Genomic DNA, 22,837 nt, shown 5'->3' with positions numbered 1-22,837 from the left:
ACAACACCAAGCCCGCATCAGCCACTACAAACGACGCGGCCACACACCACCAGAAACTGCCCAACCGTCACAACATAGACCGTTGCAGTACTAGGGGGTGTCTTGCCGATCAGGCCGGGCTCGCGGCGGCCGGCACCGCGCCTCGCCGCGTTGTCGTCACTCGCCATGACTCCGCCATGACTCCCTCCTCCGCCTTGCGATGCACGGCACCAGCCGCCGCTCCCTGATCCGGCCTGATCGACAAGACACCCCCTAGACCCACCTCACAGAGTGGGCCGGGCCCCCGCCCACTAAGCTGGGGTCCGGCCCGTTCCGCCTTCACCGCTCAGTCGAGGAGCACCCTGTGATCATTTTCTTCGAAGTCCTGCTGGTCCTCGTCGCCGTCGGCGTGCTCGCCTTCACCGGACTGGCCGTGAAGAAGCTGTACCAGGGCCAGCGCTAACCACTTCTAGAGAACGCCAGAGCTGCTCATGATCGAGATCCCGTCCGACCTCAATCCGGACCTCGTCCCCCTCGCGTTCCTGCTCGGTACGTGGGAGGGCGCGGGCGTCTCCGACTTCCCCGGCGCCGAGAAGTGCAACTTCGGCCAGTCCGTGACGTTCAGCCACGACGGCCGGGACTTCCTCGAGTACCACTCGCACTCCTGGGTCCTCGACAAGGACGGCAACAAGGTCCGTCCGCTGGAGAGCGAGAGCGGCTACTGGCGCATCGACAAGGACCGCAAGGTCGAGATCGTCATGGTCCGTGACGAGGGCATCGTCGAGATCTGGTACGGCGAGCTCGCCGACCAGAAGCCGCAGATCGACCTCGCGACGGACGCCGTCGCCCGGACGGCGGCCTCGGGCCCGTACAGCGGTGGCAAGCGCCTCTACGGCTACGTCAAGAGCGACCTCATGTGGGTCGGCGAGAAGGCGACCCCCGAGGTCCCGCTCCGCCCCTACATGTCGGCGCACCTGAAGAAGGTCGTGACGCCCGAGGAGGTCGCGGAGATGGCCCGTAACCTCGGCGACCTGCCGGACGACGGCATCGCCTTCTTCCGCTAGACATCCGGTAGACGACCGGGGTGGCGCGCCGCGTCCTCCTACACTGGAGGGCGTGGTGACCACCGACTGGAAAAGCGACCTGCGGCAGCGCGGCTACCGGCTGACGCCGCAGCGTCAGCTCGTCCTCGAGGCCGTCGACGCGCTGGAGCACGCGACGCCCGACGAGATCCTGGTCGAGGTCCGCAGGACCGCGTCCGGGGTGAACATCTCCACCGTGTACCGGACCCTGGAGCTCCTGGAGGAACTCGGGCTGGTGAGCCACGCCCATCTGGGGCACGGGGCTCCGACGTACCACCTCGCCGACCGGCACCACCATCTGCACCTGGTCTGCCGGGACTGCGCCGAGGTGATCGAGGCGGACGTCGAGGTGGCCGCCGAGTTCACCGGGAAGCTCCGCGAGGCCTTCGGCTTCGAGACGGACATGAAGCACTTCGCCATCTTCGGCCGCTGCGCCGAGTGTGCCGGGAAGGCAGCCGACGGCGAGTCGTAGGCTGGCTCCTATGCAGCGACATTCAAAGATCAGCCCACTGCTGGCCCTGCCCGGCGCCGTCGCCGCCGAAGGCCGCGACGAAGGCGTCGCCGCCCACTACGGCGATCTGTTCCGCGAGCAGCGCGCCCTCGCCGACGGCTCCGGTTTCGTCGACCTCTCCCACCGCGGTGTCGTCGCCGTCACCGGCGACGACCGGCTGAGCTGGCTGCACCTGCTCGTCACCCAGCACATGACCGACCTGCCGCCCGGGCAGGCGACCGAGGCGCTCGTCCTCTCCGCGAACGGGCACATCGAGCACGCCCTGTACCTCGTCGACGACGGCGAGACGCTCTGGGCGCACGTCGAGCCGGGGACGCGGGAGGAGCTCGTCGCCTACCTGGAGTCGATGAAGTTCTTCTACCGGGTCGAGGTCGCCGACCGTACGGACGACATCGCGGTCGTCCACCTCCCGGCCGGCTCCATCGCCGAGGTCCCCGCGGGCGCCGTCGTACGGGAGACCCCGCACGGCCGCGACCTGTTCCTGCCCCGTGCCGACCTGGAGTCCTTCGCCGCCTCGCACGGCCCGGCCGCCGGGATCCTCGCGTACGAGGCGCTGCGCGTCGAGGCGCACCGGCCGCGGCTCGGCTTCGAGACCGACCACCGGACCATCCCGCACGAGGTCGGCCTCATCGGCAGCGCCGTCCACCTCCAGAAGGGCTGCTACCGGGGGCAGGAGACCGTCGCCCGCGTGCAGAACCTGGGGAAGCCGCCGCGCCGCCTGGTCTTCCTGCACCTGGACGGCAGCGAGGTCCTGCTGCCCGCGCACGGTGCGCCGGTCCGGCTGGCCGCCGACGGGGAGGAGGGCCGGCAGCTCGGGTTCGTGACGACCGCCGTCCGCCACCACGAGCTGGGGCCGATCGCCCTGGCCCTGGTGAAGCGGAACGTCCCCGTGGACGCGCCGCTGGTCGTCGGGAACACGGCGGCCGCGCAGGAGACGGTCGTCGAGCCGTGAGGAAGCCGCTGAGCCGTTAGACGTCCAGCAGGACCGTGAACGGGCCGTGGTTCGTGAGCGAGACGCGCATGTCCGCTCCGAAGCGGCCCGTTTCCACGTGCGCTCCCAGGTTCCGCAGCTGCGCGACGACCTCGTCCACGAGGGGCTCGGCGACCGGGCCGGGGGCGGCGGCGTTCCAGGTGGGTCGGCGGCCCTTGCGGGCGTCTCCGTAGAGGGTGAACTGAGAGATCACCAGCAGCGGCGCGTTCACGTCGGAGCACGACTTCTCGCCGTCGAGCACCCGGACGGACCAGAGCTTTCTGGCCAATTGGGCGGCCTTCTCCGGGGTGTCGTCGTGGGTCACCCCGACCAGGACGCACAGCCCCTCGCCGACGATCTCTCCGACGGTCTCCCCTGCGACGACGACGCTCGCGCCGTCCACTCTCTGCACCACAGCTCGCATGTGTCCCAACGTACCGGCCGGGAACAGTGGGGGGCCGAACGGGTGCAGAGCGCCTGCACGCGCACGGGTGGGAGTGGCACGATGCCTGTCAGGCGGTGCGGCTCCGCACCGGTCGAGGGGACGATTCACATGAGTGCACCTGGCACCGGGCCGACGCCGTCCGGCCCCGTACCGCTGTTCCGCGCCGCGAGTGTGGGACGAAGCCCTGGAGGAGGCGTGGGAGGAGGCATGGGTGGAAGCCCGATCGTGCGTCCGCCCGTGCAGCGGACCGGAGAGCCGGCCCTGGCGGACCGGGCGCAGCCGGACCTCGGCGCGCTGCGGCTGCCCGAGCTGCGCGCGCTGCGCCGGGAGGCGCAGAGCGACGAGGCCGACCTGAGCTACGTACGCCGGATGCTCCAGGGTCGGATCGACATCCTGCGGGCCGAGCTGGCGCGGCGGACCGACCCGGAGGCCCCGGTCCTCGACCGGCTCTCCGAGATCCTCGCCGACGTGCCCTCGCGCCACCGGACGTCGGCGCGGCACGTGACGCTGTCGACTCCGCGCGGCGAGGAGTACCGGCGGCTGGCGTCCGAGATGCTGTCGGAGGTCGAGCTGTCGGACCTGACGGCCCGTACGGACGAGGAGCTGCACACGGCGATGGGGCGGCTCGCGGGGTACGAGCAGCAGATCTCGCACCGGCGGCAGGGCCTCCAGCGGACCGCCGACGACTGCAGCGGGGAGATCGCCCGCCGCTACCGGGAGGGCGAGGCACAGGTCGACGACCTGCTGGCCTGAGGGGGCGCGGGGCCGGGGCCTCGGGACCTCGCGGGAAACTCGTGTGCGAGGTCCGTACGGCGCTGCGTAGGGTCGGGGAATGAGTGTCGACGTGCGCGCGGTGACGGAATCCGACTTCCCCGGCTGGCTCCTCGCCCTGCAGACGGGGTTCCTCCGACCGCCGAACACCTCCGACGACCTGGTCGCCGACCGCCTCGCGAACTCCGACCTCGCGCGGACGCTGGGGGCCTTCGACCGCGACCGGATCGTCGGCACCCTCCGGTCGTTCCGGCAGGAGGTCAGCACGGTCGGCGGCGGCAGCCTCACCGCCGACGCCATCACCCAGGTCACCGTCTCCCCGACGCACCGGCGCCAGGGGCTCCTGGGCCGCATGATGAGCGCCGACCTCGCCGCCGCGAAGGAGCGGGGCGACGCGATCGCCACGCTGATCGCCGCCGAATACCCGATCTACGGGCGGTACGGCTTCGGCCCGGCCAGCTGGTGCACCGAGTGGAGCGTCGACGTACGGCGCGCCGGGCTCGACCCGAAGCGCACGGGGCGCCCGGACGACGGCGGCCGGATCGACCTGTCCGACGGCGAGGAGATCCGCAAGATCGGTCCGGCACTGCACCGCCGGCTCGCCGGCGTCCGCGCCGGGGTCACCGACCGCACCACGCGCGGCTGGGAGCTCGGTACCGGTCTCGGGTACCAGCTCGACCCGTGGAAGGAGCCGTTCTACGCGGTCTACCGCTCCGCGTCCGGCGAGGTGGAGGGGTTCGTCGCCTACAGCGCCGACGACAAGTGGGACGACGCCAAGCAGCCCGTGAACACCGCGTCCGTACGGGACCTGATCGCCGTCACGCCGGCCGCCGAGCGGGCCCTCTGGCAGTACGTCTGCTCGATCGACTGGATCAGCACGGTCCGCTCCGGTTACCGGGCGCCCGACGACCTGCTGCCGCTGCTCCTGCCGGACCCGCGCGCGGCGAAGACGGTGACGTACGTCGACATGCTGTGGGTCCGGGTCCTCGACGTCGTCCGGGTCCTGGAGAGCCGGACGTATCCGGTGGAGGGCAGCCTCGTCCTCGACCTGCGGGACGCGGACGGTCCGGCGGGCGGGCGCTACCGCCTCGACGCCTCCCCGACGGGCGCGGCCTGTGTCCGTACGGCCGACTCCGCCGATCTCGTCCTGGACGTCGCCGAGTTGGGCACGCTCGCCTTCGGTGACGAGTCGGCGGTGCGGCTGGCCCGGGTCGGGCGCGTCGAGGAGCCGACGCCGGGCGCGGCCGCCCGTGCCGACCTGCTGTTCCGTACGCCGCTGCGGCCGTTCTCGCCCGACATCTTCTGACCTCAGCGGGTCCGGAGGCGGAAGAGGAAGCCGGAGGCGGCGAGCGCCAGGGTGAGCAGGGCCGCGCACCAGCCCAGCGCCACCCACGGGGCGTCGCCGACCGGCTGGTCGAGCAGCAGGCCGCGCATCGACTCGATGAGCGGGGTCACCGGCTGGTGCTCGGCGAAGCCGTGCAGCCAGCTCGGCATGGTGTCGATCGGCACGAACGCGCTGCTCGGGTACGGCAGGAACATCATGAAGAAGGTGATCGCGCCGGCGGCCTCCGCCGTCCTGGTGACGAGCCCGAGGGCCGCCGACAGCCAGGAGACGGCGGTGATCCAGGCGAGCAGCAGCCCGATCGCCGCGAGCCAGCCGCCCGGTGTGCCGGTCGGGCGGAAGCCGATGACGAAGGCCGCGCCGAGGACGAGGGTGGTGGAGAGGGCGTTGCGGGTGACGGTGGCCGCGACGTGCCCGGCGAGGAACGGCGTTCCGCCGACGTCGAGCGTGCGGAACCGGTCGACGACCCCGCGCCGCATGTCCTCGCTGACGGTGACGGCGGTGCTCGCCGCGCCGAATCCGGCGCAGAGGACGAGCACGCCGGGGACGACGTAGGTGACGTACCGGGTGCCGGTGTCGATGGCTCCGCCGAAGAAGTAGACGAAGACCAGCATCAGCATGATCGGCATCATCATCGAGGTGATGACGGCGTCGAGGTTGCGGCGGCTGAGGCGGATGCCGCGCCCGGCGAGGGTGCTCGCGGCGGTGAGACCGCCGGTGAGGCCGTCAGACACGGCTGGTCTCCTTGGCGTTGGCGTTGGCGTTGTCGTCGTCGGCGGCGGTGAGGGTCAGGAAGACGTCGTCGAGCGTGGCCGTGTGCAGGGTGAAGCGGGCGATGTCCCGGCGCTCGGGGTCGAGTGCGTCGAGCAGTTCGCGGACGTGGACGGCGCTGCCGTCGGTGGGGACGCCGAGCGTGCGGGACGCGGGGTCGTGGGTCGCGGAGCGAGTGGTGCGGGCGGCGAGTCGTACGTAACCCTCCCCGTCGTACGCGACGACGTCGAGGCGGTGGGCGGCGTACCGGGCCTTGAGTTCGGTGGGGGTGCCCTCGGCGAGGGTGCGGCCGTTGCCGAGGACGGCGATGCGGTCGGCGAGCCGGTCGGCCTCCTCCAGGTACTGGGTGGTCAGGAAGACCGTCGTACCGCTCGCGGAGAGTTCGCGGACCACCTCCCACAGCTCCTGTCGGCTGCGCGGGTCGAGGCCGGTGGTCGGTTCGTCGAGGAACATCACGCGGGTCGCGCCCGGGTCGCGGACGAGTCCTGCGGCCAGGTCGAGGCGGCGGCGCATGCCGCCCGAGTACGTCCTGGTCAGCCGGTCGCCGGCGGCGGCGAGGCCGAAGCGTTCGAGGAGTTCGGTGGCGCGGCGCGCGGCGGCGGGCCGGGAGAGGCCGGAGAGCCGGGCCGCCGTCCACAGGTTCTCGGCGCCGGTCTGGGTCTCGTCGACGGCGGCGAACTGTCCGGTGAGGCTGATCGCGCGGCGGACCCGGGAGCGCGCGGTGACGACGTCGTGCCCGGCCACGCGCGCGTGCCCGGCGTCGGGCGTGGTGAGGGTGGCGAGGATGCGGACGGTGGTGGTCTTCCCGGCGCCGTTGGGGCCGAGGAGGGCGAAGACCGTGCCGGGTGCGACGTGGAGGTCGAGCGCGTCGAGGACGCGTACGCCTCCGTAGGTCTTGGTCAGGCCGGTGGCTTCGACGGCCGGAGGTGGCATGGCGTGCTCCCTGGGGCTCATGAGGTCGTGGCGAAGTGCCGTGACCCGTGACTGCGTACTGCTCACCGCGTACTGCGTATGCCATACGCGTTACTGTGTAAGGGTTACGCATTACTAGGATGGGCGTCAAGCGTGGGACGTGTGCGAGGTGCGGAGGCGGCGGGTCATGGCGGGCGACGACGGCGGTAACGGCGCGGACGACGGCGGGACCTTCCTGCCGCCGAGCATCGAGGCGGCCTGGGGGCTGCGGGAGCGCCCCTCGAAGGGGCCCAAGCCCGGCCTGACCCTGGACCGGATCGTCGGCGCGGCCGTCTCCCTCGCCTCGGCCGAGGGGCTCGACGCGGTCTCCATGGGCCGGGTCGCCAAGGAGCTCGGCGTCTCGCCCATGTCGCTCTACCGGTACGTCTCCGCCAAGAGCGAGCTGTACGTCCTCATGCAGGAGGCCGCGACGGGCGCCCCGCCCGAGCTCTTCCCGCCCGGCACGGGCTGGCGCGAGGCGATGGGGGCGTGGGCCTGGGGGATGCGCGAGGTCTACCACCGCAACCTCTGGATGCTGCGGGTCCCCGTCTTCGGGCCGCCCGCGACCCCGCACATGGTCGCCTGGTGGGAGAAGGCCCTCGTCGCCATGGCGGACACGGGCCTCGACGAGGGCGCCAAGATCTCGGTGACCCTGCTCGTCGCCGGGTTCGTGAAGAACGAGGCCCTGATGACCGCCGACCTCGCCGCCGCGATGGCGGCGGGCGACGGCAGCCCGGACGAGGTCCTCGCCCGCTACGGCCGCACCCTGAGGCGGCTCGCGGACCCGGAGAAGTACCCGGCGGTGGGGCGCTTGCTGGACTCGGGCGTACTGGACGTCGCGGACGAGCCCGAGGCCGAGTTCCGCTTCGGCCTCGACCGGATCCTGGACGGCGTCGCGGTACTGGTGGACGGGAGCGCGTCATGACCCGGGGCGGCTCTGGCGCCGCTGCCTCATGGGTTGTACGTGGTGCTCAGCCGGGATGTGTCGCGGCCGGCTCTGGTGCACGCGGAGGGGCCTCCGGAGGAGTGTCCGGGGACGGATCCGTCTTCCCGTAGAGCGCGGTGAGTTCGGCGCCGATGCGGGCCAGTGCCGCGCGGGCCTCGGGTGGGTCGAGGAGTTCCACGCGGGCTCCCAGGCCCGCGAGTCGGGCGGCGACGACCTCGGGCGAGGGGCCGTCGATCTCGATGGTCGTCCAGCCGTCCGGGGCGCGATCCCCGTACCGTACGCGCCCTTCGACGAGGCCTTCGAGGACCGACTCCGTGCCCGGGGCCGCTCTGCCCCGGACCGTCGCGGCGACCATGCGGTCCTCCATGCGGGTGGCGAGCACGCGCCAGGCGGTGGGGAGGTCGAAGTCCTCGGGGCGGACGGCGGGGGCGCCCGTCTCGGTCACCGAGACGATCCGGCCGACCCGGAAGATGCGCAGGCCGTGCTCCGTACCGGCGACGAGGTAGTGGACGCCGGTCTTCGTGGCGATCCCGAGCGGGTGGACGGTCCGCTCGCTCGGCTCCCGGCCCGGGCGGGCGTACCCGATCGTGAGCTCGCGTTCCTCGACCACGGCCTGCTGGAGAGCGGCCAGTCGGGGTTCCTCCGGGACCGAGACCGGGGCGCCGGCCCAGTCGGTGCCGTCGGCGGTCCCCGCGCGGGCGGCGGCCTCGGCGCCCGCGCGGAGGGGCGAGGGGAGGGCCCGTACGAGCTTGCGCAGGGCGGTCCGGGTCTGCGGGCTCGCGGGCGTCTTGTCGAGCAGGAGGAACAGGGCGCGGACCTCGGGGGCGGTGAGGCCCGTCAGATCGGTACGGGCGCCGCCGACCAACGACCAGCCGCCGCCCACGCCCGCCTGGGAACGGACCGGGACCCCGGCGCTCGCGAGCGCTTCGAGGTCCCGGCGGGCGGTCCTTTCGGACACGTCCAGTTCTGCGGCGAGTTCGGCGGCGGTGACGCGGTGCCTGGTCTGGAGGAAGAGCAGGGCGGCGACGAGGCGGTCGGCTCTCATGGCGTCATTGTCACAGCGTGGTGAGGACGCGCTCGGGCTTCCGCGCCTCCGGCTGGTTCCGGACGGGGCGCAGGACGGTGAAGGCGACGGCCAGGGCGGCGAGGACGAGTGCGGTGCCGACGGCGAAGGCCAGGTGGTAGCCGCCGGTCAGGGCCTCGGCGGTGGAGCGGCCGGCCTCCGTGAGGGACTCGGTGCGGGAGGCGGCGAGGGTGGAGAGGACCGCGATGCCGAGGGCCATGCCGATCTGCTGGGTGGTGTTGAAGAGACCGGAGGCCAGGCCCGCGTCCTTCTCCTCGGCGCCGGACATGGCGAGCGAGGTGAGGGCGGGGAGCGCGAGGCCGAAGCCGGCGGCGAGCAGCATCACGGGGAGCAGGTCGGTGACGTAGTTCGCGTCGACGGGGAGGCGGGTCAGCAGGCCGAGGACGCCGACGAGCAGGAGGAGGCCGGTGAGGAGGATGTTCCGCTCGCCGAAGCGGGCGATGAGGCGGGCCGAGACACCGAGGGAGACGACGCCGATGACGGCGGCGGCGGGCAGCATCGCGAGGCCGGTCTCGGCGGCGCCGTAGCCGCGGACCTTCTGCAGGTAGAGGGCGACGAGGATCTGGAAGGAGAAGAGCGCGGCGACCATCAGCATCTGGACCAGGTTGGCGCCGGAGACGCTGCGCGAGCGGAGGATCCGCAGGGGCATGAGGGGGTTGGCGGCCTTCGTCTGGCGGACGAGGAAGCCGGCCAGGAGGGCGACGGCGAGGGCGCCGAAGCCGAGGGTGTGCGCCGAACCGGCCCCGTACTCCTCGATGGTGACGACGGCGTAGATCCCGGTCATCAGGCCGGAGGTGACGAGCAGCGCGCCGATGACGTCCGCGCCGGCCTTCAGCCCGAGGCCGCGGTCGGCCGGCAGGGCGGGGAGGGCGAGGAGGAGGGCGGCGACGCCGATGGGGAGATTGATGAAGAAGATCCAGTTCCAGGCGAGGGCGTCGGTGAGGACTCCGCCCAGGACCTGGCCGAGGGAGGCGCCGGCGGCGCCGGTGAAGCTGAACACGGCGATGGCCTTGGCGCGTTCGCGGGGTTCGGCGAAGAGGGTGACGAGGATGCCGAGGCTGACGGCGGCGGACATCGCGCTGCCGACGCCCTGGAGGAAGCGGGCGGCGATCAGGACCTCGGGGGAGGTGGCGGCGCCGGCGAGGAGCGAGGCGGCGGTGAAGAGGCCCGTGCCGAGGAGGAACATCCGCTTGCGGCCGATGAGGTCCCCGAGGCGGCCGGCGAGGAGGAGCAGCGAGCCGAACGCGATGAGGTAGGCGTTCACGACCCAGCTGAGGCCGACGGGGGTGAAGCCGAGGTCGCTCTGGATGGCGGGCATCGCGACGGTGACGATGCTGCCGTCGAGGACCGTCATCAGCATGCTCGTGGCGAGGACGCCGAGGGCGAGGTGGCGGGAGGTGCTGGCAGGCGTGGACATGAGCTTCTCTCCTGTTCGGCGGCGGCAACAGGAGAGACGTTAGCAGATGGTTTTGTTGCAGACTATTTTTTACGGGAGGAGTTTCGAGGGTGGCTGTGGGGTCAGGCGCGCTGCCGTGCCCGGCGGGCCGTCTTCGGGCCCTCGACGGGGGTCTCCAGGTGGCCGGTGACCAGGCGGTTCAGTGCGCGGAGCAGGACCTCGCGCTCGTCGCCGGGGAGGGAGGCGAGGGCCTTCTCGTGGACCCCGTCGACGATCTTCTGGCTCTGCTGGGCGACCTTCGCCCCCTCCTCGGTGACGGCGATGATCCGCGCCCGCCGGTCGGTGCTCGACGGCTGCCGCTCGGCGAGCCCGGCCTTCTCCAGGGCGTCGACGGTCACCACCATCGTGGTCTTGTCCATGTCCCCGATCTCGGCGAGCTGCGCCTGTGTGCGCTCCTCCTCCAGGGCGTGGACCAGGACGCAGTGCATGCGGGGGGTGAGCCCGATCTCGCCGAGCTCGGCGGTCATGCGGGTGCGCAGGACGTGGCTGGTGTGGTCGAGGAGGTAGGAGAGGTCGGGCTCGGTGCGGGTGGGCGCCATGGCTGTCATGTCTGCCAGGGTAACGAAAGTCGATCCGTCGCGGATGGTAAGGAAGCGGATGAATTGCTGGTGGGGGCGGGCCCGGCCGGGCAGGATGGGGGTGTGACCGCGCCCCTGCTCTTCCTGGACGTGGACGGGCCGCTGATCCCGTTCGGCGCGCGGGAACGGCCGTACCCGACGTACCCGCCCGTGCCGTCCCCGTCCGTGAGCCCGCTCCTCGTACGGCTCGACCCCGCGCAAGGGGCGCGGCTCGCGGCCCTCCCGTACGAGCTGGTGTGGGCGACGACCTGGGAGGAGGACGCCAACGCCTGGGTGGCCCCGCGCCTCGGGCTGCCCGCCCTGCCCCTCGTCCCCTGGCCGGACGGTCCCGAGGAGCCAGGTGTCCACTGGAAGGTGCCGGCTCTGGTGGCGTGGGCGGCGGGGCGGCCGTTCGCCTGGGTGGACGACGAGATCGGGGCCGCCGACCGGGCGTGGGTCGCCCGCCGCCATCCCGGACGGGCGCTCCTCCACCGGGTGGATCCCCGGCGCGGGCTCGGCGACGCCGACTACGCGGCGCTCGCCGCCTGGGCGGCACGCGCGGACTGGGCGGCACACGCGGACTGAACGGGGGGAGCGCCGCTCACGTGGGGCTCACATGCCGGTCGTGCCGTCGATGCGTTCGCGGAGGAGGTCGGCGTGGCCGTTGTGGCGGGCGTACTCCTCGATCATGTGGAGGAGGACCCAGCGCAGCGAGACCGTTCCGCGCCAGGAGTCGTGGGCCGAGACGTCGAGGTCGGGGGCCTCGGCCGTGAAGCGTTCGGCGAAGGCGACGGCCGCGTGCCAGGCGTCCCAGGCCGCCGTGACGGCCGCCGCGTCGGGGGTCGCGCCGTCGAAGTCCCCGTCCGGGTCGGTGGGCGACGAGAAGAGCGGCGCCGCATCGGCCTGACCGGCGAGGACCGCGCCGAACCAGCGGCGTTCGACGTCGGCGAGGTGCCGGACCAGGCCGAGGAGGGAGAGCGTGGACGGGGCGACGGCGCGGTCGGCCAGGTCGTCGGTGAGGCCCGCGCACTTCAGCACCAGGGTCGCGCGCTGGTCCGCCAGGAACCCGACGAGCATCTGCCGCTCGTCCCCGGTCGCGGGACCGGAGAAGCGGCGCGGCCCCGGGCGCGCCGTCTCGTCGAGGACGTCCGCGCGGCGCCGGGGCCCCGCCGTGTCCGGGGTGTGCGTCTCAACTGTCATGCCGACCCTCCCTGTTGCCCTCCGGGCATGCTGCCATGAAGGGGGTGGGGAGGGGCGGTCGTCAGCCGGCCTCGCGGGGCTGGGAGAACCGGAGCATGTTGCCCGCCGGGTCGCGGAAGGCGCAGTCGCGGACGCCGTACGGCTGGTCGACCGGCTCCTGGAGCACCTCGCCGCCCGCCGCCCGGACGTGCTCGAAGGTGGCGTCGACGTCGTCGGTGGAGAAGATCACCCCGCGCAGCATGCCCTTGGCAAGGAGCTCCGCCATGGCCTGGCGGTCGGCGGCCGAGGCGTTGGGGTCGGCGAGCGGCGGTTCGAGGACGATCTCCACGTCCGGCTGCGCGGGCGAACCGACGGTCACCCAGCGCATCCCCTCGAACCCGACGTCGTTGCGGACCTCCAGGCCGAGGGCGTCGCGGTAGAAGGTGAGCGCCTTGTCGTGGTCGTCGACGGCGATGAAGCACTGCGAGAGTTTGACGTTCATGGCTTCGACGCTACGACGGTGATCCGGAACGCGCTTCTCCGATCGTGACCGCTTCGGCCGCCGTTCCTCGGCGGTGTCAGTCGCTCCTGGTCGGGCGCGTGAGGACCTTCGCCACGCACGCCGGGATCACGGCACCCGCCTCGTGGCGCCGGGCCCGGTACGTGCTCGGGCTTTCGCCCACCAGCTCGGTGAAGCGCGAGCTGAACGACCCGAGGGAGGTGCAGCCCACGGCGAAGCAGACCTCGGTCACGCTCAGGTCGCCCCGCCGCAGCAGTGCCTTCGCCCGCTCGACGCGCCGGGTCATCAGGTAGCTGTACGGCGTCTCGCCGTAGGCGGCGCGGAAACTGCGGGAGAAGTGCCCGGCCGACATCAGCGCGACCCTGGCCAGCGCCGGTACGTCGAGGGGCAGCGCGTAGTCGCGGTCCATCACGTCCCGCGCGCGCCGCAACCGCACCAGATCCTCCAGCCTCACGCTCCCCAGCATCGCACGCGACGCTGTCACAGCATCTGACCAGCGGTTTCGGTGCTGCGGCTGCCACTGCCGATGGTCGCGGTCACTGACGCGGGACGTCGATGCCGGCCGCGCGCAGGTTCGCCTCGACCAGAGCGTTCAGCCGGGCGATGGACGGCTCCTCGCCCTCCCGGTGGTGATTGACCACTCCGTACCGGGAGGCCGCGTCGGACTGGCGCCGGAACCCGGTCGGCATCGCCAGCAGCGCGCGGTCGGCCAGCAGCTTGTCCGCCAGCGCGGACGCCAGCTCCTCGATCCGCGGGTCGTCCGGATCCCAGGACCTCGCGTCCAGGCCGCGCTTGGTCAGCTCGACGGACTCGGGATCGTCGAGCGAGGCTTCGAGCCGGGCCAGGAAGTTGTCGAAGATCCCCGGGACCAGTGCCCGGGCCAGCACCAGGGCTTCCCTCTGAGCGGCTACGTAGTCGGGGGCGAAGCCGAGGTCGGCGAGCCGGTCCAGGACCGCGCAGGCCCGGTCGGGCAGCAGGGCCCGGTCTCCATGGGTGAGCCGGTGCAGGGTGTCGCGCCGGGCGGTCAGCTCCTCGATCTGCTCGGTGAGCCGACGGCGGACGTCGTCCAGGGCGACGGCGAACCGCTCGGGATCGGCGTCGAGCAGGTCCCCGATCTCGGCCAGCGGCACACCGGCGCCGGCGAGGGTCCGGGCCTGGACCAGCCGGAGCAGGTCGGCCGACCCGTAACGCCGGTAGCCGGAACCGTCACGCTCGGGCTCGTCGACCAGGCCGAGCCGGTGATAGTGCCGCACGGTCTTGATCGTGACGCCCACGAACGCCGCCGCCTGACCGATCGTGAGTCCGTCTGCGATCACAAGGGCGAGGGTAGCGCGCCTGTTCCCGCTCATCACGCCCTGCCGCGAAGGCGGTTGACCTTGACCTCGGGTCAAGGTGCACGCTCAGCGCCACGGCCGCCGCGAAGGGGGCTTCCAGGGAACAACCGCTGTGGGCAAGGAGCTTCACGATGAACACGACGAACACGACGAACACGAGCGCCAAGGGCTTCTCCGAAGCAGGGCTGCGCGGCCTGCGCGAGATGCTGGAACGGCATGTCGAGTCGAAGCGGATTCCCGGGCTGGTCGCCCTGGTCGGCCGCGGCGGCCGGACGCATGTCGAAGCGATCGGGACGATGCGCCACGACGGTGGCGCGCCGATGCGCCGGGACACGATCTTCCGGATGGCGTCCACGACCAAACCGGTCACGACGGCGGCGGCGATGGTCCTGCTCGACGAGTGCAAGCTGCGCCTGGACGAGCCGGTGGATCCGTGGCTGCCCGAACTCGCCGACCGGCGGGTCCTGACACGGCCCGACGGCCCGCTGGACGACACGGTGCCGGCGCGGCGGCCGATCACCGTACGGGACCTGCTGACGTCCACCTTCGGGCTCGGCATGGACTTCGAGCTGCTGGACGCCCCGATCAGGGCCGCGACCTTCGAGCGGACCGACTACGGCGTGGCGTCCGGCCCGGCGCCCGAGCCGGACGAGTGGATGCGCCGCCTCGGCGAGCTGCCCCTGTCGTACCAGCCGGGAGAGCGGTGGCAGTACGACCTCAGTAGCGAGGTGCTGGGCGTGCTGATCGCCAGGGTCGCGGACCGGCCGCTGGAGACGTTCCTGCGCGAGCGCGTCCTCGATCCGCTGGGGATGAAGGACACCGGATTCCACGTGCCCGCCGACAAGATCGACCGGCTGCCGCCCCTCTACGGGCCGGACCCGCGGACCGGCGAGTTCCTCGTGTGGGACGAGGCGGCGGGCGGCAGGACGAGCCGGCCTCCGGCGTTCCAAGGCGCCGGCGGCGGGCTGGTCTCCACCGTCGACGACTACCACGCCTACTTCCGGATGCTGCTGAACCACGGCATGCACGGCGGCGAACGGATCCTGTCCCGACCGGCTGTCGAGCTGATGACCACCAACCGCCTCACGCCCGGGCAGCAAGCCGCCCGCAACGCCATGTACGGGAACATCGCCCACGCCACGGTCGGCCAGGGACAGCACGGCGGCTGGGGCTTCGGGATGGCGGTCCGCACCCACCGCGGCGACTACGCGCCCGTCGGCCAGTTCGGCTGGGACGGCGGCACCGGCACCACGGCCTACGCCGACCCGGAGAACGGGCTCACCGGAATCCTGCTCACCCAGGTGGGCATGTCCACCCCCGACTCCACGCGCCTCATCCACGACTTCTGGACCACGCTCTACCAGGCCCTCGACGACTGACGCCCGCCCACGCCGCGCGACACTATTGCAAGCGCCTGCTTGCAATAGTTAGCAGAGGCTGGCATGGTCGGGGCATGGCATCGCTCAACGTCGGCAATCTCGGTGAGTACCTCCGCGAGCAGCGGAGGACCGCGCAGCTGTCCCTGCGGCAGCTCGCGGATGCCGCCGGCGTGTCGAATCCGTACCTGAGTCAGATCGAGCGCGGGCTGCGGAAGCCCAGCGCCGAGGTGCTGCAGCAGGTCGCCAAGGCGCTGCGGATCTCCGCCGAGACGCTCTACGTGCGGGCCGGGATCCTCGACGAGAAGGAGCGGGAGGAGCTGGAGACGCGCGCCGTCATCCTGGCCGATCCCTCGATCAACGAGCGGCAGAAGCAGGTGCTGCTCCAGATCTACGACTCGTTCCGCAAGGAGAACCTCGCCGAAGCCGTGGCCGTCGCCAAGGCTGAGGCCGCCGCCAAGGCCGAGGCCGCCGGAGCCGATGTTCCGGCCGCCGCCGCGCCCGATGCCGAATCGCCTTCGCGTTAGTACCTACGTCACACCCGGGAGGACCACCAGCATGGCCATCATCGACGAACTGCGTACCCCTCTCTACTTCGCCGCCGGCACCGCCGACCTCGCCGTGCGGCAGGCCAAGAAGGTCCCCGGCCTGATCGAGCAGCTCGCCGCCGAGGCGCCCGCCCGTATCGAGGCCGTGCGGAAGACCGACCCGAAGGCCGTGCAGGAGAAGGTGACCGCACAGGCCAAGGAGGCCCAGGTCACCGTGCAGGCGAAGTTCGCCGAGGTCGTCGGCGGTCTCGACACGGACCTCAAGAAGCTCGGCGAGACCGCCCAGGACCTCGCCCTCCGCGGCGTCGGCGTCGCCGCCGAGTACGCGGTCAAGGCGCGCGAGAAGTACGAGGAGGTCGCCGCCCACGGCGAGGAGGCCGTCAAGACCTGGCGCGCCGAGGCCGCCGAGGAGATCACGGAGATCGCCGTCGTCGTCGAGCCGTCGGCGGACGAGACGCCGGTGACGGACGAGCCGGTCGCCGAGGCCGACGCCGACGCCGAGAAGGCGCCTGCCAGGAAGACCACCGCTCGCAAGGCCCCCGCCAAGAAGGCGACGGTCGCCGCCGAGAAGGAGTGAAGGAGTAGGGGAGTAGCGGAAGGGCGGGCACCAATACGGGTACCCGACGCGTTGTAACGGGTACCTTGACCGCGAGGCGCTTTCTCCACATCACCACTAGGCGGTGCTCAGCATGTTGCGCGCGGGATTCGACTCCCTTCTCAACCTGGTGATCTTCCTGATCTTCACCGGCTTCGCCGTGGCCGCACTCGTCTTCGCCGCCATGGCGCGCGAGGACGCCTATCGCGCCGCCGAGAAGCAGACGAAGAAGTTCTGGCTGATCATCCTGGGCATCAACCTCGCCCTGAATCTGCTGGTGCCGATGCTGTTCCTGCAGATCGCCGGGGTCATCGCCGCCATCGTCTTCATGGTGGACGTGCGCCCCGCGCTCGCGCAGGTCTCCGGCGGAGGCGGGGGCGGCCGCCGTGGCGGCGGCTCCAGCAGCGACGGACCGTACGGCCCCTACAACGGCGGCCGGTAGCGGAACCAGAGGAGTAACGGCAGGGCCTGGGGCTAACCCCGGGCCCTGTCCCGTTCCAGGGCGAGGACCGCGACGTCGTCCGTCAGCTCGCCGCCGTTCAGCGACCGCACCTCCGTCACGGCGGCCTCCAGGAGCTCCTCGCCCCGCAGGCCCTCGGCCAGCTGCCGGTTGATCATCTCGACCATCCCGTCCTGGCCGAGCCGCGGCGAGCCGGGGCCGGCCGAGCGGCCCTCGATCAGTCCGTCCGTGTACATGAGCAGGCTCCACGCCCCGCCCAGCTCCACCTGGCGGCGCGGCCAGCGGGCGCGCGGCAGCAGCCCCAGGGCCGGGCCGCCGTCCTCGTACGGGAGCAGCCGGGCCGCCCGTCCCTGCCGGGCGATCAGCGGTGACGGGTGCCCGGCGAGGCAGAGGCCCGCCCGGCGTCCGTCGGGCGCGATGTCGACGGTGCAGAGGGTCGCGAAGATCTCGTCGCTCTCCCGCTCGTGCTCCAGGACCTGCTGCATCGTCGAGAGCAGCTCGTCCCCGCACAGCCCCGCGAAGGTCAGCGCCCGCCACGCGATCCGCAGCTCGACCCCGAGGGCCGCCTCGTCGGGGCCGTGCCCGCAGACGTCGCCGATCATGGCGTGGACGGTGCCGTCGGGCGTGCGGACGGTGTCGTAGAAGTCGCCGCCGAGCAGCGCGCGGGAGCGGCCGGGCCGGTAGTGGGCCGCGAACCGCAGGTCCGAGCCCTCCAGGAGCGGCGTCGGGAGCAGTCCGCGCTCCAGGCGGGCGTTCTCCTGGGCCCGCAGCCGGGACTCGGCCAGCTTCACCTGGACGGCGTCGGCGCGCTTGCGCTCGACCGCGTACCGGATGGCCCGGCTGAGCAGCCGTCCGTCGAGCTCCTCGCGGAAGAGGTGGTCCTGGGCCCCGACCCGTACCGCCTCGGCCGCCAGCTCCGCGTCCGCCGAGGCCGCGAGGGCGAGGACGGCGTGGCGCGGGGCGAGGCGCAGGATGTGGCGGAGCGGGGCGAGCGGGTCGTCCCCCGCGGCGGCGCGGGGGCCGGGCAGGGAGAGGTCGACGAGGACGCAGTGGACGTCGTCGGTGAGGAGCCGCTCGGCCTCGGTGAGGTTGCGGGCGGTACGGATGCGTACGCGCGTCCCGGCGGCGTCCGCCGCGTCGAGCAGGTCGGGTACGGCGAAGGCGCCCGCCGGGTCGTCCTCGACGACCAGGAGGGTGAGATCGGTGCGATCGCGGTCGGTTCCTGTGCCTGTGCCAGTCATAGCGGTGGCGTCCATAGCGGTGGCGTCGCCGGGTCCCACGGAAGCAGAGACGATTCTCTGACGCGGTACGGATACGGGCATCGGTCCGGAGCTTCCTTCCCTCCCCCCGAGGGTGCGCAGGGCGCCGGGTGGCGCCCCGCCCGTCCCGGACCCTAGCGGTAGGTCGGTGCGCAGCGGAATGGTGATCAGTGGGGGAGTGGCCTTCCCGGGCTTGGCATATGCCGCGGAAGGGGAGGTAGTTGTCGCGGGAAGGGCCGCGGAGGCCCGTGGGAGGGGCCCGAAGGCAATGAGAAAGGTCACGCCGGGTGCGGGAGGTCCGTCAGGTCGTGCGGATGAATCCGGTCACAGGGGGGCGGAATCCCGCCGGAATCCTGTCGGAACGGCCCCCACCGGCTGCTACCCCGGGCGGACGACTCCCAGGATCTCCATCGAGCCCGCCCCCGCGATGGTCACGTTCCGGCCCGGGCGCGGTGCGTGCACGATCGCGCCCTTGCCGATGTACATCCCGATGTGGCTCGCGTCCTTGAAGTAGACGATCAGGTCGCCCGGGCGCATGTCCTTGATGTCCACGCGCGGCAGCAGCCGCCACTGTTCCTGCGAGGTGCGCGGGATCGGGAGCCCCGCCTTGGCCCAGGCGAGCTGGGTCAGGCCGGAGCAGTCGAAGGAGTCCGGTCCCTCCGCCCCCCACACGTACGGCTTGCCGATCTGCGCCGTCGCGAACCGCACCGCCGTCTTGCCCTGCGCGGTCGCCCCGGTCTTGAGGTCGCCGAGGATGCCGGTGTCGAGCCACGTCGTCTGGGCCCGGTACTGCGCCTGCTCCTCAAGGCGGCGCAGTCGCTCGCGCTCCTCGGCGGCGAGTTCGGACTCCAGCTTCTTGGCCGCGGCGATCTTGTCGTTGATCTCCTTCTTCGCCTGGGCCTGCTTGACCCGGTGGGCCTCCAGCTTGGTCCAGTTGGCGCCGGCGTCCTTGGCGTAGAGGCCCAACTCGGCCTGGGTGCGGGTCATCTCGCCGAGGAGGTCCGTGGTGGCCTTCGCCCCGGCCTTGAGCCGCCCCGCGCTGTCGAGGAAGAGCTGCGGGTCGTCGGTGAGGACGAGCTGCGCGCCTTCCGGGAGCCCGCCGTTGCGGTACTGGGCGCGGGCGGCCGCGCCCGCCTTGGCCTTGAGGTCCTCGACCTTCTCGCGGCCCTCGACGATCATCCGGGCGAGCCGGACGATCTCGGCGGACTGCTCCTTGGTCTTCTCCTCGGCGAGGTTGTACGCGTCGGTGGCGACGGCGGCCTGCCGGTACAGGCCGTCTATCTCCTTGCGTACCTCCTCCAGGCTCTTCTTCGGCGGGGGAGGGGGCAGCGGCGCGGCGGCGGCCTGAAGGGTCAGGGCCGGTGAGGCCAGCACCGCCAGGGCGCAGATCACGGTGATCGCGGCGGTGGTGTGGCGACGTCGGTTCACAAGCTCCCCCTCGTAAACGGCCCGCGTCTCTATCTGATTTACCGTCAGTAACTTAGCGGTGACCTTGGCGATAGTGCCATGCGAAACCGGAAAACAACAGGGGAAACCTGGGCCTGTCGGGCCGGTTCCCCTCTAGGGGACGAGAGACGCGCGGGAGGCGTTCCCGACGTACGCGAAATTCAGCGGGAGTTGGGGAAGGAGTCCCGGAGAGGGTGGGTGCCGGCGCTGTCAGCGCCGTGGTGCCAGTGCCTCCCAGCGCACCGTCACCTCGCCCTGCCGCCACCGCCGCGGACCGTCCGTCAGCGGCCAGTCCGCCGCCAGTTCGCGTACGGAGCGGATCCAGCGCTGCCGCGCGCCCAGCGAGGCGTACGGGGCGGCCGCCGCCCACGCCCGGTCGAAGTCCCGCAGGAAGGCGTGCACCGGCTCGCCCGGTACGTTGCGGTGGATCAGCGCCTTCGGGAGCCGCTCCGCCAGGTCCGAGGGCCGCTCCAGGGAGCCGAGCCGGGTCGCGAAGGTCACCGTGCGCGGACCGCTCCGGTCGAGGGCCACCCACACGTGCCGCCGCCCGATCTCGTCGCAGGTGCCCTCGACGAGCAGCCCCCCGGGCGCGAGCCGCCCGCACAGCCGGGCCCACACGGCCGCGACCTGCTCCTCGTCGTACTGGCGCAGCACGTTCGCCGCTCGGATCAGGGCGACCGCGCCGGGCACCGGCACCTCGAAGCCGCCGTGCAGGAAGGAGAGGCCCTCGTGCTCGTACGGCTTCGCGGCCTCGACGCGGGCGGGCTCGATCTCGATGCCGTACAGCCGGGTGCGGGGCTCGGCGGTGCGCAGCCGGGCGAGGAGCTCGACGGCGGTCCAGGGGGCGGCCCCGTATCCGAGGTCGACCGCGAGCGGCGGCTCGGGGGAGCGGCGCAGGGCGGGGCCGTGGACGGCGGCGATCCAGCGGTCCATGCGGCGCAGACGGTTGGGGTTGGTGGTCCCGCGGGTCGGTGTGCCGACGGGGCGGGTGGTGCGCGGGGCCATGACACGAGCGTAAGGGGTGGAGTGCGGCGGACCGGGCGTGACCAGGTGGGACCGTTCCTCGGCGGCTCCGGGACCGTTCCTCCGTCGTTCTCGACCGGTAATGAATTGGCAAAGCGCCCGGGTCGCCGGAAATGAAAGGGAGCATTCCGCTGTTGTCGGGGCTGAAGGGCGTCACCCGCCCTTCAGCTGTCATGCCCGACGCAGTCCCCGAGCGGAAGGACCGCCGACGTGAGCCAGTACGTGTCCCGGTTCGCCGGTGCCCGGCACCGGCACCAGGCGCCGACCCGGCTCCGGCTCCCCGGCCGGAACCGCACCCCGCGCCGGATCGCCATGCTCAGCGTCCACACCTCCCCGCTGCACCAGCCGGGCACGGGCGACGCGGGCGGCATGAACGTCTACATCGTCGAGCTGGCCAAGCGCCTCGCCGCCATCGACATCGAGGTGGAGATCTTCACCCGGGCCACCACCGGCGGCCTCCCGCCGGTCGTCGAGCTCACCCCAGGCGTCCTCGTCCGGCACGTCGACGCCGGCCCGTACGAGGGTCTGGCCAAGGAGGAGCTGCCGGCCCAGCTCTGCGCCTTCACGCACGGCGTGATGCAGGCGTGGGCGGGCCACCGCCCCGGCCACTACGACCTCGTCCACTCCCACTACTGGCTCTCCGGCCACGTCGGCTGGCTCGCCGCCGAGCGCTGGGGCGTCCCGCTCGTCCACGCCATGCACACCATGGCGAAGGTCAAGAACGCGGCGCTCGCCGAGGGCGACACCCCCGAGCCCGCGGCCCGGGTCATCGGCGAGATGCAGATCGTCTCGGCCGCCGACCGGCTCATCGCCAACACGGCCGAGGAGGCCGACGAGCTCGCCCGCTTCTACGAGGCCGACCCCGGCAAGATCGCGGTCGTCCACCCCGGCGTGAACCTCGACCACTTCCGTCCCGCCGACGGCCGCGCCGCCGCCCGCGCCCGCCTCGGGCTCCCGCAGGACGCCTTCATCCCGGTCTTCGCCGGCCGCATACAGCCCCTCAAGGCCCCGGACATCCTGCTGCACGCCGCCGCCCGGCTCCTGGACCAGGACCCGTCGCTGCGCTCGCGCATGGTCGTCCCGGTCGTCGGCGGCCCGAGCGGCAGTGGCCTGGCCAAGCCGGAGGGGCTCCAGAAGCTCGCCGCCCGGCTCGGGATCGCGGACGTCGTGCGCTTCCACCCGCCCGTGGGGCAGGACCGGCTCGCGGACTGGTTCCGCGCGGCCAGCGTCCTCGTCATGCCCTCGTACAGCGAGTCCTTCGGCCTGGTCGCCATCGAGGCGCAGGCGGCCGGCACCCCGGTCGTCGCGGCGGCGGTGGGCGGTCTGCCCGTCGCCGTGCGGGACGACGTGACCGGTTTCCTCGTCCAGGGGCACGACCCGGCGGACTACGCCCGCGCGCTCGGCCGGTTCGTCGCCGACCCGGCCCTGTCGGACCGGATGGGCGCGGCGGCCGCCCTGCACGCCGGGTCGTTCGGCTGGGACACGGCGGCCTCGGGCACGGCCGATGTGTACACGGCCGCCATGCACGACCATCGGGTCCGCGAGAACCGCCGTCGCGTACGCTCCCACCATGGCTGAGGACGTGACCGGGGGCGGCGTGACCAGGGGCGACGTGAGCAAGGACGGCGCGAGCGAGGACGGCGTGGCCAAGGGCGACGTCGCCGCGGACGTGCGGCGGATCATCGAGTCCACCTTCGACGACGCCGAACTGGAGTGGGAGTCCCCCGAGCCCGGCTCGTACGTCGTCAAACTCCCGGGCACGCGCAAGCTCTTCACGACGCTCTCGCTGCGCGCAGGCCGCCACTCGCTCTCCCTCAACGCCTTCGTCATCCGGCACCCCGACGAGAACGAGCCGGGCGTGCACCGCTGGCTGCTCGAACGCAACCTCAAGCTGTACGGGGTGAGTTACGCGGTCGACGCCCTCGGCGACGTCTACCTCGCCGGGAAGCTCCCGCTCTCCGCCGTCACGCCCGAGGAGCTGGACCGGCTGCTCGGCTCGGTCCTCGAAGCGGCGGACGGCGACTTCAACACGCTCCTGGAGCTGGGGTTCGCGTCGGCGATCCGACGCGAGTACGAGTGGCGGGTCTCGCGCGGCGAGTCGACCCGCAACCTCGACGCGTTCAAGAACCTGACGCAGAAACCCACCCGCTGACCCCTTTCGGCAAGGGGCTTCTCCTGCCATGCTCACGCCCGGCGCAGATCTGAACACCGTTCATATACGTGAAAGGTTCA

The 22,837-nt window shown here is 72.3% G+C and carries 26 protein-coding genes; 13 read left to right on the top strand and 13 right to left on the bottom strand.

What is annotated here, in order from left to right:
• The first annotated feature begins 470 nt into the window (after positions 1 to 470).
• From ACIBG6_RS23650 to ACIBG6_RS23640, 3 genes are read left to right on the top strand one after another with little or no spacing between them, the layout of a single operon-like run.
• Positions 471 to 1,043 (top strand): FABP family protein, encoded by a 573-nt coding sequence (locus tag ACIBG6_RS23650; RefSeq protein WP_317597697.1) that lies wholly within the window; start codon positions 471 to 473, stop codon positions 1,041 to 1,043.
• A gap of 52 nt (positions 1,044 to 1,095) precedes the next feature.
• Positions 1,096 to 1,533 (top strand): Fur family transcriptional regulator, encoded by a 438-nt coding sequence (locus tag ACIBG6_RS23645; protein ID WP_399224511.1) that lies wholly within the window; start codon positions 1,096 to 1,098, stop codon positions 1,531 to 1,533.
• A gap of 10 nt (positions 1,534 to 1,543) precedes the next feature.
• On the top strand, positions 1,544 to 2,524 hold the full coding sequence (locus ACIBG6_RS23640) for a YgfZ/GcvT domain-containing protein (protein WP_399224510.1): 981 nt from the start codon (positions 1,544 to 1,546) through the stop codon (positions 2,522 to 2,524).
• A gap of 16 nt (positions 2,525 to 2,540) precedes the next feature.
• Here the strand turns inward: ACIBG6_RS23640 and dtd are convergent, their stop codons facing one another.
• Positions 2,541 to 2,966: a D-aminoacyl-tRNA deacylase gene (gene dtd / locus ACIBG6_RS23635; RefSeq protein ID WP_317597702.1), complete on the bottom strand. Its 426-nt coding sequence runs from the start codon at positions 2,964 to 2,966 to the stop codon at positions 2,541 to 2,543.
• Positions 2,967 to 3,095: 129 nt separating this feature from the next.
• On the opposite strand from dtd, the gene ACIBG6_RS23630 reads away from it, so the two are divergent.
• The gene (locus tag ACIBG6_RS23630) at positions 3,096 to 3,740 is read left to right on the top strand and encodes an ABC transporter substrate-binding protein (protein ID WP_399224509.1); all 645 of its coding nucleotides are present in this window, start codon (positions 3,096 to 3,098) and stop codon (positions 3,738 to 3,740) included.
• A gap of 79 nt (positions 3,741 to 3,819) precedes the next feature.
• The gene (locus ACIBG6_RS23625; protein WP_399224508.1) at positions 3,820 to 5,064 is read left to right on the top strand and encodes a GNAT family N-acetyltransferase; all 1,245 of its coding nucleotides are present in this window, start codon (positions 3,820 to 3,822) and stop codon (positions 5,062 to 5,064) included.
• A gap of 2 nt (positions 5,065 to 5,066) precedes the next feature.
• On the opposite strand, the gene ACIBG6_RS23620 is transcribed toward ACIBG6_RS23625, so the two are convergent.
• Positions 5,067 to 5,834: an ABC transporter permease gene (locus ACIBG6_RS23620; RefSeq protein WP_399224507.1), complete on the bottom strand. Its 768-nt coding sequence runs from the start codon at positions 5,832 to 5,834 to the stop codon at positions 5,067 to 5,069.
• Positions 5,827 to 6,804: an ATP-binding cassette domain-containing protein gene (locus ACIBG6_RS23615; protein WP_399224506.1), complete on the bottom strand. Its 978-nt coding sequence runs from the start codon at positions 6,802 to 6,804 to the stop codon at positions 5,827 to 5,829. The genes ACIBG6_RS23620 and ACIBG6_RS23615 overlap by 8 nt, the downstream gene beginning before the upstream one ends.
• A 166-nt stretch (positions 6,805 to 6,970) precedes the next feature.
• Between ACIBG6_RS23615 and ACIBG6_RS23610 the strand changes: the two genes are divergently transcribed.
• A complete protein-coding gene (locus ACIBG6_RS23610; protein ID WP_399224505.1) occupies positions 6,971 to 7,747 on the top strand; it encodes a TetR/AcrR family transcriptional regulator in 777 nt (258 codons plus the stop codon).
• 46 nt (positions 7,748 to 7,793) lie between these two features.
• Here the strand turns inward: ACIBG6_RS23610 and ACIBG6_RS23605 are convergent, their stop codons facing one another.
• The 3 genes from ACIBG6_RS23605 to ACIBG6_RS23595 all read right to left on the bottom strand — a co-directional run bounded on the left by ACIBG6_RS23605 (position 7,794) and on the right by ACIBG6_RS23595 (position 10,856).
• A complete protein-coding gene (locus tag ACIBG6_RS23605; protein ID WP_399224504.1) occupies positions 7,794 to 8,813 on the bottom strand; it encodes a helix-turn-helix transcriptional regulator in 1,020 nt (339 codons plus the stop codon).
• A 10-nt stretch (positions 8,814 to 8,823) separates the two neighbouring features.
• Positions 8,824 to 10,269, bottom strand: coding sequence for an MFS transporter (locus ACIBG6_RS23600; RefSeq protein ID WP_399224503.1), 1,446 nt, complete (start codon positions 10,267 to 10,269; stop codon positions 8,824 to 8,826).
• Between the two features lie 101 nt (positions 10,270 to 10,370).
• Positions 10,371 to 10,856, bottom strand: coding sequence for a MarR family winged helix-turn-helix transcriptional regulator (locus tag ACIBG6_RS23595; RefSeq protein WP_399224502.1), 486 nt, complete (start codon positions 10,854 to 10,856; stop codon positions 10,371 to 10,373).
• Positions 10,857 to 10,949: 93 nt separating this feature from the next.
• On the opposite strand from ACIBG6_RS23595, the gene ACIBG6_RS23590 reads away from it, so the two are divergent.
• Positions 10,950 to 11,450: a hypothetical protein gene (locus ACIBG6_RS23590; protein WP_399224500.1), complete on the top strand. Its 501-nt coding sequence runs from the start codon at positions 10,950 to 10,952 to the stop codon at positions 11,448 to 11,450.
• A 27-nt stretch (positions 11,451 to 11,477) separates the two neighbouring features.
• On the opposite strand, the gene ACIBG6_RS23585 is transcribed toward ACIBG6_RS23590, so the two are convergent.
• From ACIBG6_RS23585 to ACIBG6_RS23570, 4 genes are all read right to left on the bottom strand, one after another.
• Entirely contained in the window at positions 11,478 to 12,065 is a 588-nt protein-coding gene (locus ACIBG6_RS23585) for a DinB family protein (RefSeq protein WP_399224499.1), read from the bottom strand.
• 61 nt (positions 12,066 to 12,126) lie between these two features.
• On the bottom strand, positions 12,127 to 12,546 hold the full coding sequence (locus ACIBG6_RS23580; RefSeq protein ID WP_399224498.1) for a VOC family protein: 420 nt from the start codon (positions 12,544 to 12,546) through the stop codon (positions 12,127 to 12,129).
• A gap of 76 nt (positions 12,547 to 12,622) precedes the next feature.
• Positions 12,623 to 13,018 (bottom strand): helix-turn-helix transcriptional regulator, encoded by a 396-nt coding sequence (locus tag ACIBG6_RS23575; RefSeq protein ID WP_399224497.1) that lies wholly within the window; start codon positions 13,016 to 13,018, stop codon positions 12,623 to 12,625.
• Between the two features lie 82 nt (positions 13,019 to 13,100).
• Positions 13,101 to 13,880, bottom strand: coding sequence for a MerR family transcriptional regulator (locus ACIBG6_RS23570; protein ID WP_399224496.1), 780 nt, complete (start codon positions 13,878 to 13,880; stop codon positions 13,101 to 13,103).
• Positions 13,881 to 14,029: 149 nt separating this feature from the next.
• Here ACIBG6_RS23570 and ACIBG6_RS23565 point away from each other — a divergent pair, with 149 nt between their 5' ends.
• The 4 genes from ACIBG6_RS23565 (at position 14,030) to ACIBG6_RS23550 (ending at position 16,859) form a co-directional block, all read left to right on the top strand.
• Positions 14,030 to 15,277, top strand: coding sequence for a serine hydrolase domain-containing protein (locus tag ACIBG6_RS23565; protein WP_399224495.1), 1,248 nt, complete (start codon positions 14,030 to 14,032; stop codon positions 15,275 to 15,277).
• A 74-nt stretch (positions 15,278 to 15,351) separates the two neighbouring features.
• On the top strand, positions 15,352 to 15,801 hold the full coding sequence (locus ACIBG6_RS23560) for a helix-turn-helix domain-containing protein (RefSeq protein ID WP_399224494.1): 450 nt from the start codon (positions 15,352 to 15,354) through the stop codon (positions 15,799 to 15,801).
• Between the two features lie 31 nt (positions 15,802 to 15,832).
• Positions 15,833 to 16,399 (top strand): hypothetical protein, encoded by a 567-nt coding sequence (locus ACIBG6_RS23555; protein WP_399224493.1) that lies wholly within the window; start codon positions 15,833 to 15,835, stop codon positions 16,397 to 16,399.
• A gap of 112 nt (positions 16,400 to 16,511) precedes the next feature.
• A complete protein-coding gene (locus tag ACIBG6_RS23550) occupies positions 16,512 to 16,859 on the top strand; it encodes a DUF2516 family protein (RefSeq protein ID WP_399224492.1) in 348 nt (115 codons plus the stop codon).
• A gap of 32 nt (positions 16,860 to 16,891) precedes the next feature.
• Here the strand turns inward: ACIBG6_RS23550 and ACIBG6_RS23545 are convergent, their stop codons facing one another.
• From ACIBG6_RS23545 to ACIBG6_RS23535, 3 genes are all read right to left on the bottom strand, one after another.
• Positions 16,892 to 18,199, bottom strand: coding sequence for a PP2C family protein-serine/threonine phosphatase (locus ACIBG6_RS23545; protein WP_399224491.1), 1,308 nt, complete (start codon positions 18,197 to 18,199; stop codon positions 16,892 to 16,894).
• Between the two features lie 315 nt (positions 18,200 to 18,514).
• Positions 18,515 to 19,564, bottom strand: coding sequence for an NlpC/P60 family protein (locus ACIBG6_RS23540; protein ID WP_399224490.1), 1,050 nt, complete (start codon positions 19,562 to 19,564; stop codon positions 18,515 to 18,517).
• 228 nt (positions 19,565 to 19,792) lie between these two features.
• Positions 19,793 to 20,587: a class I SAM-dependent methyltransferase gene (locus ACIBG6_RS23535; protein ID WP_317597735.1), complete on the bottom strand. Its 795-nt coding sequence runs from the start codon at positions 20,585 to 20,587 to the stop codon at positions 19,793 to 19,795.
• Between the two features lie 228 nt (positions 20,588 to 20,815).
• On the opposite strand from ACIBG6_RS23535, the gene mshA reads away from it, so the two are divergent.
• Together mshA and ACIBG6_RS23525 are read left to right on the top strand one after the other, a co-directional pair.
• The gene (gene mshA / locus ACIBG6_RS23530; protein WP_399224489.1) at positions 20,816 to 22,183 is read left to right on the top strand and encodes a D-inositol-3-phosphate glycosyltransferase; all 1,368 of its coding nucleotides are present in this window, start codon (positions 20,816 to 20,818) and stop codon (positions 22,181 to 22,183) included.
• Positions 22,176 to 22,757 carry a YbjN domain-containing protein gene (locus ACIBG6_RS23525; protein ID WP_399224488.1) on the top strand — a complete coding sequence of 194 codons (582 nt, stop codon included), beginning with the start codon at positions 22,176 to 22,178 and terminating at the stop codon, positions 22,755 to 22,757. The genes mshA and ACIBG6_RS23525 overlap by 8 nt, the downstream gene beginning before the upstream one ends.
• Positions 22,758 to 22,837: the final 80 nt, after the last annotated feature.

This window comes from Streptomyces sp. NPDC050842 (genome assembly GCF_044456565.1).
Classification (GTDB): Bacteria; Actinomycetota; Actinomycetes; order Streptomycetales; family Streptomycetaceae; genus Streptomyces.
The sequence above is the reverse complement of the archived record's forward strand: the minus strand, read 5'-3'. Positions and strand labels throughout refer to the sequence as shown.

What these genes read in the sequence shown, in the direction of transcription:
- ACIBG6_RS23650 (WP_317597697.1), top strand. Translation starts at nt 471, where the DNA reads ATGATCGAGATCCCGTCCGACCTCAATCCGGACCTCGTCCCCCTCGCG.
- ACIBG6_RS23640 (WP_399224510.1), top strand. Translation starts at nt 1,544, where the DNA reads ATGCAGCGACATTCAAAGATCAGCCCACTGCTGGCCCTGCCCGGCGCC.
- dtd (WP_317597702.1), bottom strand. Translation starts at nt 2,966, where the DNA reads ATGCGAGCTGTGGTGCAGAGAGTGGACGGCGCGAGCGTCGTCGTCGCA.
- ACIBG6_RS23630 (WP_399224509.1), top strand. Translation starts at nt 3,096, where the DNA reads ATGAGTGCACCTGGCACCGGGCCGACGCCGTCCGGCCCCGTACCGCTG.
- ACIBG6_RS23625 (WP_399224508.1), top strand. Translation starts at nt 3,820, where the DNA reads ATGAGTGTCGACGTGCGCGCGGTGACGGAATCCGACTTCCCCGGCTGG.
- ACIBG6_RS23615 (WP_399224506.1), bottom strand. Translation starts at nt 6,804, where the DNA reads ATGCCACCTCCGGCCGTCGAAGCCACCGGCCTGACCAAGACCTACGGA.
- ACIBG6_RS23610 (WP_399224505.1), top strand. Translation starts at nt 6,971, where the DNA reads ATGGCGGGCGACGACGGCGGTAACGGCGCGGACGACGGCGGGACCTTC.
- ACIBG6_RS23605 (WP_399224504.1), bottom strand. Translation starts at nt 8,813, where the DNA reads ATGAGAGCCGACCGCCTCGTCGCCGCCCTGCTCTTCCTCCAGACCAGG.
- ACIBG6_RS23600 (WP_399224503.1), bottom strand. Translation starts at nt 10,269, where the DNA reads ATGTCCACGCCTGCCAGCACCTCCCGCCACCTCGCCCTCGGCGTCCTC.
- ACIBG6_RS23595 (WP_399224502.1), bottom strand. Translation starts at nt 10,856, where the DNA reads ATGACAGCCATGGCGCCCACCCGCACCGAGCCCGACCTCTCCTACCTC.
- ACIBG6_RS23585 (WP_399224499.1), bottom strand. Translation starts at nt 12,065, where the DNA reads ATGACAGTTGAGACGCACACCCCGGACACGGCGGGGCCCCGGCGCCGC.
- ACIBG6_RS23580 (WP_399224498.1), bottom strand. Translation starts at nt 12,546, where the DNA reads ATGAACGTCAAACTCTCGCAGTGCTTCATCGCCGTCGACGACCACGAC.
- ACIBG6_RS23565 (WP_399224495.1), top strand. Translation starts at nt 14,030, where the DNA reads ATGAACACGACGAACACGACGAACACGAGCGCCAAGGGCTTCTCCGAA.
- ACIBG6_RS23560 (WP_399224494.1), top strand. Translation starts at nt 15,352, where the DNA reads ATGGCATCGCTCAACGTCGGCAATCTCGGTGAGTACCTCCGCGAGCAG.
- ACIBG6_RS23555 (WP_399224493.1), top strand. Translation starts at nt 15,833, where the DNA reads ATGGCCATCATCGACGAACTGCGTACCCCTCTCTACTTCGCCGCCGGC.
- ACIBG6_RS23550 (WP_399224492.1), top strand. Translation starts at nt 16,512, where the DNA reads ATGTTGCGCGCGGGATTCGACTCCCTTCTCAACCTGGTGATCTTCCTG.
- ACIBG6_RS23545 (WP_399224491.1), bottom strand. Translation starts at nt 18,199, where the DNA reads ATGCCCGTATCCGTACCGCGTCAGAGAATCGTCTCTGCTTCCGTGGGA.
- ACIBG6_RS23535 (WP_317597735.1), bottom strand. Translation starts at nt 20,587, where the DNA reads ATGGCCCCGCGCACCACCCGCCCCGTCGGCACACCGACCCGCGGGACC.
- ACIBG6_RS23525 (WP_399224488.1), top strand. Translation starts at nt 22,176, where the DNA reads ATGGCTGAGGACGTGACCGGGGGCGGCGTGACCAGGGGCGACGTGAGC.